At 63.2% G+C, this 14,572-nt stretch carries 11 protein-coding genes; all 11 read left to right on the forward strand.

Features of this window, described 5'->3' with window-relative positions:
- Nucleotides 1–87 precede the first annotated feature (87 nt).
- Nucleotides 88–1,161, forward strand: a complete 1,074-nt coding sequence (locus ACIQUG_RS25980; protein ID WP_402325022.1) for a LacI family DNA-binding transcriptional regulator — start codon at nt 88–90, stop codon at nt 1,159–1,161.
- A 19-nt stretch (nt 1,162–1,180) separates the two neighbouring features.
- Nucleotides 1,181–1,927, forward strand: coding sequence for a transporter substrate-binding domain-containing protein (locus ACIQUG_RS25985; RefSeq protein WP_192450385.1), 747 nt, complete (start codon nt 1,181–1,183; stop codon nt 1,925–1,927).
- A 79-nt stretch (nt 1,928–2,006) separates the two neighbouring features.
- Nucleotides 2,007–3,662 carry an amino acid ABC transporter permease gene (locus ACIQUG_RS25990; RefSeq protein ID WP_402325023.1) on the forward strand — a complete coding sequence of 552 codons (1,656 nt, stop codon included), beginning with the start codon at nt 2,007–2,009 and terminating at the stop codon, nt 3,660–3,662.
- A 10-nt stretch (nt 3,663–3,672) separates the two neighbouring features.
- Nucleotides 3,673–4,335, forward strand: a complete 663-nt coding sequence (locus ACIQUG_RS25995) for an SDR family oxidoreductase (RefSeq protein ID WP_402325208.1) — start codon at nt 3,673–3,675, stop codon at nt 4,333–4,335.
- Between the two features lie 13 nt (nt 4,336–4,348).
- Nucleotides 4,349–7,381 carry an aminotransferase class III-fold pyridoxal phosphate-dependent enzyme gene (locus ACIQUG_RS26000; protein WP_402325024.1) on the forward strand — a complete coding sequence of 1,011 codons (3,033 nt, stop codon included), beginning with the start codon at nt 4,349–4,351 and terminating at the stop codon, nt 7,379–7,381.
- A 194-nt stretch (nt 7,382–7,575) separates the two neighbouring features.
- A complete protein-coding gene (locus ACIQUG_RS26005) occupies nt 7,576–8,724 on the forward strand; it encodes an ABC transporter ATP-binding protein (RefSeq protein ID WP_402325025.1) in 1,149 nt (382 codons plus the stop codon).
- 21 nt (nt 8,725–8,745) lie between these two features.
- On the forward strand, nt 8,746–9,975 hold the full coding sequence (locus ACIQUG_RS26010) for an ABC transporter substrate-binding protein (protein ID WP_402325027.1): 1,230 nt from the start codon (nt 8,746–8,748) through the stop codon (nt 9,973–9,975).
- 19 nt (nt 9,976–9,994) lie between these two features.
- Nucleotides 9,995–10,954, forward strand: a complete 960-nt coding sequence (locus tag ACIQUG_RS26015) for a carbohydrate ABC transporter permease (protein ID WP_402325029.1) — start codon at nt 9,995–9,997, stop codon at nt 10,952–10,954.
- On the forward strand, nt 10,947–11,759 hold the full coding sequence (locus tag ACIQUG_RS26020; RefSeq protein ID WP_402325031.1) for a carbohydrate ABC transporter permease: 813 nt from the start codon (nt 10,947–10,949) through the stop codon (nt 11,757–11,759). Before ACIQUG_RS26015 ends, ACIQUG_RS26020 begins: the two co-directional genes overlap by 8 nt.
- Nucleotides 11,760–11,763: 4 nt before the next feature.
- Complete coding sequence (locus ACIQUG_RS26025) at nt 11,764–13,467, forward strand: amylo-alpha-1,6-glucosidase (RefSeq protein ID WP_402325032.1); 1,704 nt, start codon at nt 11,764–11,766, stop codon at nt 13,465–13,467.
- Nucleotides 13,468–13,481: 14 nt separating this feature from the next.
- Nucleotides 13,482–14,516, forward strand: coding sequence for a LacI family DNA-binding transcriptional regulator (locus ACIQUG_RS26030; protein WP_402325034.1), 1,035 nt, complete (start codon nt 13,482–13,484; stop codon nt 14,514–14,516).
- Nucleotides 14,517–14,572: the final 56 nt, after the last annotated feature.

The following is a 14,572-nucleotide window of genomic DNA, read 5'->3' on the forward strand; positions in this document are numbered from 1 at the left end:
AATAAAAACGTTTTTATTTTTCTTGAAAACGTTTTTATTGGCTGTTACCTCTAGTCTCCAGGAGAAAGCCTAAGCCTGGGAGGGTGCATGGCGACTGAGATGCACAGGGCGCGACGCACGCCGACGCCGACGATCAAGACCCTGGCGGAGATGACCGGCTATTCCATTGCCACGATCTCCAAGGCGCTGCGTGAATCGCCCGTGGTTGCGCCAGCGACCAGAGACATCATCTACAAGGCGGCACGCGAAGTCGGCTACCAGGCCAACGCTCGCGGCATGGCGCTTCGCACCGGCAAGAGTTTTCAGGCGGCCGTGCTGATGCCGGTGACGGCCGCGCGCGACTATGAATGGGACGGCGTTGAGTACACCCAGACCCTGAGCGGCATCAGCCAGGCGCTCGAAGGTACCGACTACCGCATGTCCGTGCATGTCATCCGCGATGCCGCCGATGGCGCGGATGCGGCGCGCCGCATCGTCGACCAGGGGCTTGCCGACGGTCTGATCTTCTCCGGCATTCTCGCCGACGATCCGCGCATCGATCTGCTCGTCGGCGAGGATTTCCCCTTCGTCTCGATGGGACGTTGCCGCGGGGATCTCGACTATGCCCATGTCGACATCGACAACGAATGGGCCGCGCATGCGGCTACCGCGCGGCTGATCGCCGGCGGCCACCGGCGGATCGCGCTGGTCAATCCGGAACGGCGGCTTTCCTACGCGCTCGACAGGATCGACGGCTTCGTCCGGGCGTTTCGCGAGGTCGGCCTGGAAGCCCCGACGGATCTGATTGCCGAGGGTGATCTCTCGACCCATTTCGGACGGCAGACGGTGATCGATTTCCTGCAATTCGACGACGCGCCGACCGCCTTCGTCTGCATCAACGAATCCACCACGCTCGGCGTGCTCTCGGGCCTCGGCAGCCTCGGGCGCCAGGTCGGCGTCGATGTCGATGTCATCGCCTATGACGACATCAATGTCAGCGCCTATTTCACGCCGCCGATCACCACTTTCTATCAGCCGATCGAGGTGCTCGGTCGCACGCTCGGTCAATTCCTGTTGCGCCGCATGGAAGGGGAGGACCCCAAGGCGCTGAGGCAGGTCTTCCGGCCGACGCTGATTGAGCGCCAACCCGACAATCTCGGCGGCCGTCTGATCCAAAACTAATCATCCAAGGAGGAGAACCATGAAGAAACTGATGATTGCCCTGGCCATTGCGGCCCTTGCTTCGAGCGTGTCGCACGCCGCCGATCTTGGCGGCAAGCTCTTGAAGGTCGGCTCCGACACGACCTCGCCGCCGATGGAAAGCATCGATCCGGCAACCGGACAGGTCGTCGGCTTCGACGTCGATGTCGTCAATGCCGTCTGCGCCAAGATCAACTGCCAGGCCGAATTCATCACCACCGGCTGGGACGGCATCTTCGCGGCCCTCGACCAGGGCAGCTTCGACCTTGTCGCATCGGGCGTCTCGATCACCGAGGAACGCAAGAAGGCGATGGACTTTTCCGACCCTTACATCGTCAACAGTCAGGCGGTGCTGATGCGGGCTGACGACCAGGGCATCACGCTCGACGCCTTCAAGGACGCCGGCAGGAAGCTTTCGGCCCAGGCCAACACCACCGACGCCCAGGTTGCCGAAAGCGTCGTCGGCAAGGAGAACGTCGCCGCTTACGATACGTTCAGCGCCGCGATCATCGCGCTCAAGAACAAGGACGTCGACGGCGTCGTCATCAACGGCGCCAATGCGGCTGCCTACGAGCGCGAGTTCGCCGGCGAGCTCGTCGTTGCCATCAAGGATCTCGAATCCGATCCGCTGGGCCTCGTCTTCCGCAAGGGCGACGAAAACGTCGCGGCCTTCAACGAAGGCCTGAAGATGATCAAGGACGACGGCACGCTCGACCAGCTGATCAGCAAATACTGGGGCCTCAAGTAAGCCTTTGAAATCGATCGGATCTGGAGCGTGCCGCGCTCCGGATCGTCTGTTTGTCTGTCCTGTGCCCCCGGAGGAATGAATGTCGTTCCTGAGAAGCGTGCGTCCGAGCAATCTGATCATCCTGACCGCGCTGCCCTTCATCATCTATCTGTTCATTTCCTCCGGCGACTATCAGCGCTCGCTGCGGGCGATCCTCGGCGTCGAGAACGGCTCGTCGGCCTTCGTGCCGGGCTTCCTGGCGCTGGCGATCGCGTTTACCTCGGGCATCGCCGTGCTCGTGTTCTCGCGCGTCAAGGCGCCGCGCCCGCGGCTTGCGAACGTTGCGGCGCTACTCAATCTTGCTGCCGCCGCGGTTCTCGTCATCGGCCACAACATCCACCCCTTCATCGCATCCGTCGTCGCTAACGGCGTCGATCCGTTCAAGTCGACGCTGATCGTCAAGGGCGTGACGCCGCGGCAGTTGACGGAAGCCGCGGACCTGATGGTGCAGGGCGTCGAAGCCTGGCTGTTCCCCGCCTATCTCGCCGTTACGCTGATCGGCCTCGGGCTTCATTTCGTCAGCAGCCGTCCGGAGGCCCCTTCCGACGGAAAGGCGCGTCGCGTCACCCGCTGGATCCTTGGTCTCACCAATGGCGCCGGTTTGGTCTTCGTCTTCTTCTTCGCCCATATCGCCTTTGCGGCCGGGGTCGCGACCACCATCCGCGCCGCGATCGCCGCCTATATCCTGGCGGCGCTCATGGGCCTTGTCTGGGTCGGGTTGTTGCAACTGCATTCGACCGTCAGAACCAGCCTCTATTTTGCCATTGCCACCCTTGTGCTGGCGGTTGCGGCCGGCTGGTTCCTGATGCAACCGCGCGACACCTACGTGCTCGCCGGTACGCTTGAGGGCAAGGTCGGCATCGTCACCAACACGCCGGCGGGCCTGATCAGCGCGGTGCGCTTCGGCCAGTATGACGGCGCGCCGCAGACGGAAACGCCGGTGCGCACCTTCGTCGGCCCGGCCGAGGCTCTCGCCTCGATTGCCAAGGGTGAGGGCGTTTCAGGTGCCCTGCTGCCGGCTGCCTCCGCGCCCGCCGACATGCCCGTCCTCTGGAAGACCGAGGCGCTGAACGATCGCGATCGTGCCGCCGGTGTCACCGTTGCCGTGCTTGCGATCATCCTTGGCCTACTCACTTTCGGCGGCTATCTGCATCAGCGCCATCCGCTGGCGATCGGCTCGGAGTTCATCGTCGACACGATCCGCGGCATCCCGATGCTGGTGATCGTGCTCTATGTCGGCCTGCCCTTGAGCGGGGCGCTCAAGGACGCGACGCAAGGGGTTCTCGATCCGCCGAACCTCATGCGCGGCATCGTCGCCATGGCGCTTGCTTATTCGGCCTATCTTGCCGAAATCTTCCGCTCGGGCATCAACGCCATCCCCGTCGGCCAGATAGAGGCGGCGCGCAGCATCGGTCTCAACCGCTGGCAGACGGCGCGTCTCGTCGTGCTGCCGCAGGCCTTCCGCATCATCATCCCGCCACTCGGCAACGAACTGATCGCGATCCTCAAGGACACGTCGCTCTTGTCGATCCTGTCGATCCGCGACATCACCCAGCGCATGCGCGAGTTCCAATCGGCAAGCTTCCTGCCGTTTGCACCCTACAACTCGGCGGCGATCTTCTACATCTTCCTGACGCTGGCTGCGGCAAGCCTCGTGAACATGGTCGAGCGGAAATATGACATCAAGCACCGCTAGACCCCGCACGGTGCTGATCACGGGCACCTCCCGCGGCCTCGGCGCGGAACTCGCGCGGCTTTATGCCGAAGATGGCTGGCGGGTGATCGCCTGCCAGCGGAGGTCGATCTCGAGTGAAGGCTCGGCGGATCGCTTGGCGCTGGATGTTGCCGATCCGGCATCGATCGCCGCCCTTGGGCGGTCGCTACAGGGCGTCGCGATCGACCTGCTGATTAACAACGCGGCCGTGCGCGGCGATATCGGGGGCCTTGCGACGCTTGAGCCGGGCGATTTTCTCGACGTGATGCGGGTCAATGCGCTGGCGCCGCTCTTGGTGACGCGGGCGCTGCTTCCGAACCTGTGCGCCGGCAAACAGCCTGTCGTCGCCAATATCAGCAGCCGGGCCGGGTCGCTCGCCGAAGGCACGCTCGACGATGACGACGGCGACTATGCCTACCGCTGCTCCAAGGCGGCGCTGAACATGGCGACGGTCAAACTGGCCCAGGATCTGAAGCGCGACGGGATCTCCGTCGTTTCGCTGCATCCGGGCTGGGTGCAGACGGATATGGGGGGCAGCGACGCCGTCGTTTCGGTGGCTCAAAGTGCGACCGGGTTGAAGGCAATCATCGACCGCACAGGTTTGGCCGATAGCGGCAGTTTCCGCGCCTATGACGGGCGGCGGGTTTCGTGGTGACAGGACAGTGAATATGGCAGACAGAGATTTGAGAACCGAGCAGGAAATGGCGACGATCCGGGCCTGGCTCACCGAGACCTACGGCATCGAGGCGAGCCTGTCGCCGCTACCGGGCGAGCACGATCTCAACTATCGCGTCTCCGCCGCCGATGGCCAGGAATACCTGCTGAAGCTGCACGCCGCCGGCGATGCGGACGAACTCGACATGCAGGTGGCTGTGCTCGAACACCTCGCGGCCAAGGCATCGGGCCTGCCGATATCGCGGGCGTTTCGTGATCATTCAGGCGGTGTCACCAGCCGGGTCGAACTTCGAGGTCCGCGCACCGCACGGCTTCTCTCCTGGCTGCCGGGTGATATTTGGGCGAAGGCGTCGCGGCGCGATACGGCAAGCGCCGAAAGCCTCGGGCGCCTGCTCGCTGGTCTTGATCGCAGTCTCGAAGATTTTTCCCATGCCGGCGCCAAGCGGCTCTATGCCTGGGACATCGGCCGCGCCGACATGCACCGCAAGCATGTGGAGCTGATCGACGGCGACGACAAGCGCAACGCGGTCGATGCGATCCTCGACCGCTTTGCTGCGGCGGTGCTTCCGCGTCTGGCGTCGTGCCCGATGCAGGTCATTCACAACGACGCCAACGACTATAACGTGCTGCTCGACAAGGACGGAACCGTCAGCGGCCTGCTCGACTTCGGCGATATGGTTGAGACCTGGCGGGTGATCGAGATCGCCGTCGCTTCCGCCTATGCGCTGATCGGCACTGCCGATCCCGTCGGCACGGTCGCAGCCCTTGCCGGTGCCTACCACCAGGTCAATCCGTTGAGCGAGGTGGAAGTCGAACTGGTCTTCGATCTGGTCATGACCCGCTACGCCGTCAGCATGTGCATCGCGGCAAAGCAGATCCGCGACAATCCCGAAAATACCTATCTGCTCGTCAGCCAGGAGGACGTCTGGCGCGAACTCAATCGACTGGAGGGTGAGAACCGCGCAATCGCCATCGCGCGCATCCGCGACGCCTGCGGTTTCGCACCGATCCCGCAGGCCTCTGCCGTCGTTCGCTGGCTCGAAAAGAACGCGCATGACTTCGCGCCGATCGTTCAGCCCTCGGTCAAAAAGCCGAAGGTGACGGTGTTCGATTTCTCCGCTTCGGGGCCTGAATCCGCGCAGTGGGCAAACCTCGACGCGGCGGAAGCCGAAGCACGTATCATGGCCCAGATCGGCAGCGAACGGGCTGCCTTCGGCATCGGCCTTTATGGCGAGGATCGAGGGATCTATCAGGGTGACGCTTACGAGACATCGGTCGAGGGCGCACGGCGCTCGGTGCATCTCGGCGTCGACATCTTCGCGCCGGCAGGCGAGCCGGTCTCGGCGCCCTTTGCCGGCAAGGTCGCCTTTATCCACGACGATGCGGTCGCCTTTGGTTTCGGTCCGACCGTTCTGCTGGAACACGAGATCGAAAACGGCGTTCGCTTCTGGACGCTTTACGGTCACCTGTCACGCGGCAGCGTTGCCAGGCTCACCGACGGGCAAGCGATCGCCATGGGCGAAGTTTTTGCCACCTTCGGTTCCGCTGACGAAAACGGCAACTGGGCGCCGCATCTGCATTTCCAGGTCGTTACCGATCATCTCGGCCTTGGTGGGCAGATGCACGGCGTCGGCGTGGGTGACCAATGGCAGGTCTGGCGCGAGGTGAGCCCGGATCCGAGCGTCGTGCTTGGCCTTTCGGTTCCGGTCTCGGTGATCGTGCCGCGCGACAAGCAATTCCTGGTCCGAGAGCGCCATCGCCGCATCGGCCGGTCGTTGAGCATCGCCTATAGCGCCACCCCCTTGAAGATCGTTGGCGGCGAGGGCGCGCATCTGATCGACGAGGAAGGCACGCGCTGGCTCGACATGGTCAACAATGTCTGCCACGTCGGCCATTGCCACCCGCGCGTCGTCAAGGCGGCGCAGGCGCAGATGGGTAAGCTCAACACCAATTCGCGCTATCTGCACGACACGCTGGTCGAATATTCCCGCAGGCTCGCGGCGCAGTTTCCGGACCCGCTCAACGTCTGCTTTTTCGTCAATTCCGGCAGCGAGGCGAACGACCTCGCGATCCGCCTGGCGCGCGCCTATACCGGCAACCGCGACATCATCACCGTCGACCACGCCTATCACGGCCACCTGTCGAGCCTGATCGACGTCAGCCCCTACAAGTTCGCTGGCAAGGGCGGCGAGGGGCAGGCGTCCCATGTGAAGGTCGCCGAAATGCCGGACCTCTATCGCGGACGTTATCGCTACGACGACGCGGATGCAGGTCGCAAATATGCCGAGGACGTGCGCAACCAGGTTGCGGCCCTTGCCGCCGATGGTCGCCGCCCGGCGCTGTTCTTCAGCGAGGGCATTCTCGGCACCGGCGGTCAGCTGTCGTTGCCGGACGGGTATCTGCGTGACGCCTATGCGCATGTGCGCGCGGCCGGCGGCCTCTGCCTGGCCGATGAGGTGCAGGTCGGCTTCGGTCGCGTCGGCAGCCACATGTGGGCGCACGAGCTGCAGAGCGTTACGCCCGATATCGTCACCATGGGCAAGCCGATCGGCAACGGCCACCCGATGGCCGCCGTCGTGACGACCGAGGCGATCGCGGCTTCCTTTGCCAACGGCATGGAGTATTTCAACACCTTCGGCGGCAATCCGGTTTCGGCCGAGATCGGCCTTGCGGTGCTCGATGTCATCCGTGACGAGCGGCTGATGCATCATTGCCGCGTCGTCGGCGACCGGCTGATGGACGGCGCGCGAACGCTCGCTCAAAAGCATTCGATCATCGGCGATGTCAGGGGCCATGGCCTCTTCAACGGCATCGAGCTGGTACGAGACCGCGAGACGCTTGAGCCGGCCGCACGCGAACTCGATTTCGTCATCGCCGAAATGAAGCGCAAGCATCGGATTCTTCTGAGCAGCGAGGGGCCACACCACAATGTGCTGAAAGTGAAGCCGCCGGCGCCCTTCAGCGCCGAGGATTGCGACCGCTTCCTCGATGCGCTGGACGATACGCTTCAGCGTCTAAGCGTCTGAGACAAAAGACCAAAAACGGCCGCCTCCGGGCGGCCGTTTTGTCATTGCCCGCTCCTCTTAACAGCAAAATCGGATCGATGCGATTTTCCGCTTTACAAGAAAGTTAAACGTTTTTATCGTGCATATAAACGTTTAACTTGGTGCTGTATCTGGGCCATTGGCCACGGCAGCGCTCCGCCGGCAGGGAGGGCCCGTTGGCAGCGATCCGCATCGACAATTTGCGCAAAGGCTTTGGTTCGCTCGAAGTCTTGAAGGGTATCAACCTCGATATCGCCGACGGCGAGTTCGTCTGCTTCCTTGGGCCCTCGGGCTGCGGCAAGAGCACGCTGCTGCGCTCCATCGCCGGGCTCGAGGATCTCGATGGCGGCTCGATCCATCTGGGTGAGCGCGACATCACCGACGTCGCCTCGGCCAAGCGCGATATCGCCATGGTCTTCCAGAACTACGCGCTCTACCCGCACATGAACGTGCGCAAAAACCTGTCCTTCGGCCTAGCGCTGAATGGCATGAAGCGTGACGAGATCGAGCGCCGCGTCGAGAACGCCGCCGACATTCTGCGCATCAAGGAACTGCTCGCCCGCAAGCCGCGCCAGCTTTCCGGCGGCCAGCGCCAGCGTGTGGCGATCGGCCGCGCGATCGTGCGCGAACCGAAGCTGTTCCTTCTCGACGAGCCGCTGTCGAACCTCGATGCTGGCCTGCGCGTCACCATGCGCGTCGAGCTTGCAGCGCTGCACGAGCGCCTCGGCGTGACGATGATCTACGTGACCCACGATCAGGTCGAGGCGATGACGCTGTCGGACCGCGTCGTGGTGCTCGACAAGGGCAAGGTCAGCCAGTTCGGCACCCCCCTCGAACTGTTCTACCAGCCGGCGAACCTGTTCGTTGCCGGCTTCATCGGCTCCCCGCGCATGAACTTCGTTTCGACCGAAGCGACCGGCCAGGTCGATGGATCCGTGACGCTCAATGGCGGCGGTCTCGCCCATCCGCTCACCCTCGAAATGCTCTCTGCGGCACCGATCGCCAAGCCGAAATCCGTCACCCTCGGCATTCGCCCGGACAAGATCGAGCTGGTCTCGGCCGAGGAGGGGCATCTCGTCGGCGATGTCAGGCTGGTCGAGCGGCTCGGCACCGAGAGCCATGTCCATATCAGCCTTGCGAATGGCGGCGACATGACCGCGGTCGTGCGCGGCACGCATCCGGTTTCCGCGCGCGAACGCGTGCATCTGCGCCTGGCCGCCGAACATTGCCATCTGTTCGACGGCGATGGCCAGGCGGTCGCGCGCCGTCTCGATGCCGAGACGCAGGCGCTCATCAATCAGGAAAAGGCAAAGCGGGTCGCGTAACCCGAAGGAGGAGGAGAAAGCATGCTCAACAGGAAGTCGATCATCGGCGCGCTGATGGTTCTGGCAATGGCCGGAACCGCGACGGCCCGCGCGGAAGAGACCTTGCGCTTTGCGACCTGGGACACGGACGAAAGCCTGGCGATCCAGCAGGAAATCGCCAAGAAGTTCGAGGAGAAGCACCCGGGCGTGAAGGTCCAGGTCGAACCCTATGCCGACGGTTACGACCAGAAGCTGATCGCAGCCTTCGGCGCCGGCAATCCGCCCGACGTCATGTATATGTGGAATTTCCCGCAGTACTATACGTCGCTGAAGCCGCTCGACGATCTGATCGCCAAGGACGCGGCCGAGATCAAGCCGGACGACTTCCCGCAAGGCCTGATGAACACGGTTCGCGTCGAAGGCAAGACCTACGGCATGCCGTCGGGCTTCACCACGCAGGTTGTCTTCTACAACAAGGACATGTTCGCCAAGGCCGGCGTCGAGGAGCCGAAGGACGGCTGGACCTGGGACGACCTGCGCGCCAAGGCCGCCAAGTTCCGCGACGAGCCGAACAAGGTCTACGGTTTCGCCGTCGACGCCAAACCCGACCCTTACGACTTCGAGCAGTTCCTCTGGTCGAACGGCACCAAGTACATCTCCGACGACGGCAAGAAGATCGACGGCTACATGAACAGCGATGCGGCAGCGCAGGTGCTCGACATGTTCGGCGACATGGCCAAGAAGCAGGAAGCGATCACGCTCAACCTCGGCGACGACACGTCGGGCAGCACGCTCTTCAAGGGCGGGAAGATCGCCATGTTCCAGAGCGCGATGTGGTCGAAGTCCGGCATCGACGCCTCCGGCATCAAATACGGTGTGGCGCCGCTGCCGAAGTTCGGCGACAAGACCGCCCATTCCGCGCTCGGCGTTTCGGCGATCTCGATCGCCAAGGATGCGGCCCATCCGGACCTCGCCTGGGAATTTGTCAAGTTCTTCTCCTCACCGGAAGCCGTTGCCATGCGCAAGAACGACCTGCCGGTGCGCACCAGCGTCGCGGAAGAAAAGGGCATGACCAAGGACCCGATCTACAAGCCCTTCTTCGACATCCTTGCGACCTCCAACACCGAGACCCACGCGTTCCTGAAGAACGCCAACTGGGGCAAGGTCCAGGACAATCTCGCCCGGGCCATCGAGGCGACGATGATCGACCAGGGCAATGCCAAGCAGCATCTCGACGAGGCGGTCGCCCGCTCGAAGCGGCTGATCAAGTAAGAAAAGGGAGCCCGGGGAGATGGACATGACCTATGCAACAGCCGCAGTGCCGGCCGCGGGCAAGCGCAAGCGCTCGGCGTTCGCCCGCCACATCGTGGCCTATCTGTTCATCTCCCCGTGGATCCTCGGGTTCCTGTTCTTCACACTCGGCCCGCTCGTCTTTTCGCTGACCATGAGCTTCTATGACTGGCCGGTCGTCGGGGAACGCACGTTCGTCGGGCTCGAGAACTATCGTTCCATGCTGTTTGAGGACCCGCAGTTCTGGGAAAGCCTCTGGATCACGGTGAAGTTTGCGGCGATCTATGTGCCGTTCAACATCGTCATGTCGTTCCTCTTGGCGTTGATGCTGCATCACATCACCTTTGCCAGCGGCTTCTTCCGCACCGCCTTTTACCTGCCGAGCGTCATTTCCGGCGTCGCGCTGGTGACGATCTGGAGCTGGATCTACAGCCGCGAATACGGCCTTTTGAACTTCATGCTGTCCTTCGTCGGCATCGACGGGCCGAACTGGCTCGGCGATCCGAACCTGGCGATCGTCGCGATCATTATCGCCAGCCTCTGGGGGCTTGGCGGCACCATGCTGATCCTCTTGACCGGGCTCAAGGCGATCCCGAAGGAACTCTATGAAGCGGCCACCGTGTCGGGCGTTCCCGGCTGGGCGCAGATGGTTTTCATCACGCTGCCGATGCTCGGGCCGATGCTGCTCTTCACCTTCATCACCTCGATCATCTCCGCCTTCCAGCAGCTGACGATCGCGTTGCTCCTGACCAAGGGCGGACCGCTCGGCTCCACCTATTTCTTCGCCATGTACATCTACGACAACGCCTTCAAGTATTTCGACATGGGTTATGCCGCCGCCGGCTCCTGGGTGATGTTCATCATCGTGCTTCTGCTCAGCCTCGGCGTCATGCGCTGGTCGGCTGCCTGGGTCTATTACGAAGGCGAAGTCCGCCAGAACGATGGAGAGCACAATGCGTAAGACGCTGCTCTATTCCGCGCTCATCCTGCTCGCGGCGCTGTTCATTGCGCCGTTCTACTGGACCTTCATGACGGCGATCAAAAGCTCGGCCGAGCTCTACCAGTTCCCGCCGGTCTTCTGGCCGTCGGAATGGCACTGGGAGAATTTTGCCGCCGCCTGGAACAAGCAGCCCTTCGGCACCTACCTCACCAACTCGGTGATCGTCGTGGTGCTGTCGACCATCGGCCAGCTGATTTCCTCGTCGCTGGTTGCCTATGGCTTTGCGCGCTTCCGCTTCCCGGGCCGCGACCCGCTGTTCATCCTCTTGCTCGCCACCATGATGATCCCGTGGGACGTGAAGATGATCCCGCTCTACATGGAGTTCAACCTGCTCGGCTGGATCAACACGCTGAAGCCGCTGATCGTGCCCGCCTATTTCGCCGACGCCTTCTTCGTCTTCCTGCTTCGCCAGTACATCATGACCGTGCCTGTCGAAATCGACGAGGCGGCGCGCATGGACGGCGCCAACGCCTTCGACATCTACTGGCGCATCCATCTGCCGCTGATGATGCCGGCGCTGGTGCTGGTCGGCACCTTCCACTTCATGAACGCCTGGAACGACTATCTCGGCCCGTTGATCTTCCTCAACGACCAGTCGAAGTACACGCTGACGCTCGGGCTTTCGATGTTCAAGGGACTGCATGAGGTGGACGTGACCTCGATCGCCGCGATCACCGTCATTCTCTGCCTGCCGCCGCTCGCGCTGTTCTTCGTCGCCCAGCGCTACATCATGGATGGCGCGGTCGGCTCGTCGGTGAAGGGATAACGGCATGCTGTTCGATATCGACACCGTGCCCTTCAGCCGCAGGGGCCGCTTCCTGACGCTCTCGACGATGCGGGTGCCCGGCCGTGACGGCGAACGCGCGCTTTACCTGCGCCATGTCGCCGGCGGCGACGAGCGGCCGTCGCTCGGACGCCTCTGCCGCGTCGAATTTCTCGACGCGACGGGCAAGACCGTGACGCCCGTGTTCGTGCTTTCCCCGGAACGGCTCGATGCCCGCATCGGTGACGGCACGGTCGCCTTCGTCATCGGCGAGGGGGAACGACTGCACGTATCCGGCAACCGGGCCGGTGTCCGTTTCCATCTCGAAGGCTCGCGCTACGATTATGTCTACCGCACGCCGACGGGCGAGGATTGCCTTGTCGCAGCGGTCGAGAACGTCAAGTTCATCCCGCGGGCGCTCGCCGGCGACTTGACGGTCACCGGCGCCTGGCAGCGCGATCATTCCGAAGACGTGTCCTTTGCGTTCTCGGGGGCAGGTTCCTTCGAGGGCCATGTCGATTTTTTCCGCACCGTACCGGCTGACGCTCGGCCCGGTCGCTTCGCCGAGGCGCTGTCCGGCGTAAACGGCGAGTTTGCCGAATGGCATGCGCGCGTGCCGAAGGGTGTTGCAGGCCAGGATGAGGCTCATCGCCTCGCGAGCTATCTGCTCTGGGCGAACGGCGTGCCCGCCGGCGGCTGCCTGACGCGGCCGGCGATCTACATGTCCAAGAACCACATGATCAACATCTGGAGCTGGGACAACGCCTTTTCCGCGCTCGGCGTCGCGGCCTTCGATCCGGAACTCGCCTTCGACCAGTTCGCCGCGATCTTCGACCACCAGGACGCCTCCGGTCTGCTGCCGGACTATATCAACGACCGCGACGTGCTGTTTGCCTTCACCAAGCCGCCGGTGCACGGCTGGGCGGTGTCGCTGATCGCCGCCGCCGATCCGCGCTTCCTGACCGCGGAGCGCAAGTCTTACCTGTGCGATGCCATCGGCAAGCAGGTCGATTACTGGCTGAGCCATGGCCGCAAGGATGCGGCGAGCCTGCCGTGCTATTTCCATGGCAACGACAGCGGCTGGGACAACGCCACATTCTTTGCCGAAGGCGGGCCGGTGATCTCGCCTGATCTGCCTGTGTTCCTGATCCTAGCCTGCGAGGCGCTGGCCGATCTTCTCGAAGAAGACGGAGAACGCCGGGCGATGTGGCGCAAGAAGGCCGACGACCTGCAGGCGCTGCTGTTCGAGCGGCTCTGGACCGGCGAGACCTTCGGAGCGCGACTGGCCGCGCACCCGGAGCGGATCCTGCCCGGCGACAACCTCATCCAGTTCATGCCATTGCTGCTCGGCGCGCGGCTGACGCCCGGGATGCGCGAAAAGCTCGTGGCGCGTCTTGTCGCCGGTGGGTTCATCACCGAATGGGGTCCGGCGACCGAGAGCCCGAAGAGTTCCTTCTACGAGGACGACGGCTACTGGCGCGGGCCGATCTGGGCGCCGACGACGATGCTCCTCTGGGACGGTCTGCGCCGGCAAGGCGAGATTGAACTGGCCGATGAGGTCGCGGAAAAGTTCTGTTCTCTTGCCAGCAAAAGCGGTATGGCCGAAAACTTCGACGCGCGCTCGGGGAGGGGCCTTCGCGATCGCGCATTCGCCTGGACATCCGCAGTCTATCTTGTGCTGGCAGCATCGCTCAGCGCCAACAGCCCGTGACGAGCAGAACCGCCATGCAGAGACCGACGATCAAGACCATTGCGCAGGAGACGGGGCTTTCCATCGCCACCGTTTCCAAGGCCCTGAAGCATTCGCCTCAGGTTCGCCCGGAGACGCGCGCGATCGTGATCGAGGCGGCGGAGCGCGTCGGCTATGAACTGAACATGCATGGCGTGCAGTTGCGCACCGGCAAGACCTACCAGGTCGCAGCCATCATGACTGCACCTGGCCCGAAGCAGAACGAATGGGAAGGCGTCGAATACGCCCAGCTCTTGAGCGGCATTTCCTGGGCGCTCGAAGACAGTCCCTATCGCGTCTCGCTCTATGCCGTCCGGAATTTCGAGGAGAGCCAGGCGGTCATCAAGCAGATCGTTTCGCTGAAGAAGGCGGACGGCATCATCATCTCCGGCACGCGCGCCGACGATCCGCGCATCCGCACGATGCAGGCGGCGGATTTTCCCTTCGTCACTTACGGCACCAGCATTCACAATGCGCCGCATGCCTATGTCGATGCCGACAACGAGCAGATGATCCGGGTGTCGATGGCGCGGCTTACCGAGCGCGGCCATCGCCGCATCGCGCTGCTCAACCCGCTGTCGGACCTGAGCTACGGCATCACCCGGCTCGAAGCCTACAAACATGCGCTTGAAGTCGCGGGGCTTCCCTACGACCCGGCGCTCGTCGCCCATGGCCGCCTGACGCCTGCCTTCGGCCGCGAGAACGTTTTGACCATGTCGGAACTCAGCAACCCGCCGACCGCCTATATCTGCGCCAACGAAGCCTCGGCGCTCGGTGCCTTCTCCGGTTTCCACGAGCGCGGTCTGGTGCACGGGCGTGACGCCGTGATCAACGCCACCGACGATCTCAATGTCAGCCAGTATTTCGCGCCGCCGATCACCACCTATTACCTGCCGATCAGCGAGCCGAGCAGCCTGCTCGGCGCCTATATCCTCAGGCGCATGGAAGGCGAGCCGCCGGAGGCGCTGCAGACGCTGCTCATGCCGAACCTGATCGAGCGCTGCGACGACCGCCTGAACCCGAACCGTTGACGAACTTCGCGCCCGTGCAGGGCGCTCATTCATGCCTTTGAATATAAACGTTTATA

Origin of the sequence: Ensifer sp. NPDC090286 (assembly GCF_044769565.1) — a bacterium.
Taxonomy (GTDB): domain Bacteria; phylum Pseudomonadota; class Alphaproteobacteria; order Rhizobiales; family Rhizobiaceae; genus Ensifer.

Bases quoted from the DNA above. Each gene is read 5' to 3' on its own strand.
- ACIQUG_RS26030 (WP_402325034.1), top strand. From the start codon at position 13,482: ATGCAGAGACCGACGATCAAGACCATTGCGCAGGAGACGGGGCTTTCC.
- ACIQUG_RS26010 (WP_402325027.1), top strand. From the start codon at position 8,746: ATGCTCAACAGGAAGTCGATCATCGGCGCGCTGATGGTTCTGGCAATG.
- ACIQUG_RS26020 (WP_402325031.1), top strand. From the start codon at position 10,947: ATGCGTAAGACGCTGCTCTATTCCGCGCTCATCCTGCTCGCGGCGCTG.
- ACIQUG_RS26000 (WP_402325024.1), top strand. From the start codon at position 4,349: ATGGCAGACAGAGATTTGAGAACCGAGCAGGAAATGGCGACGATCCGG.
- ACIQUG_RS26025 (WP_402325032.1), top strand. From the start codon at position 11,764: ATGCTGTTCGATATCGACACCGTGCCCTTCAGCCGCAGGGGCCGCTTC.
- ACIQUG_RS25990 (WP_402325023.1), top strand. From the start codon at position 2,007: ATGTCGTTCCTGAGAAGCGTGCGTCCGAGCAATCTGATCATCCTGACC.
- ACIQUG_RS26015 (WP_402325029.1), top strand. From the start codon at position 9,995: ATGGACATGACCTATGCAACAGCCGCAGTGCCGGCCGCGGGCAAGCGC.
- ACIQUG_RS25985 (WP_192450385.1), top strand. From the start codon at position 1,181: ATGAAGAAACTGATGATTGCCCTGGCCATTGCGGCCCTTGCTTCGAGC.
- ACIQUG_RS25980 (WP_402325022.1), top strand. From the start codon at position 88: ATGGCGACTGAGATGCACAGGGCGCGACGCACGCCGACGCCGACGATC.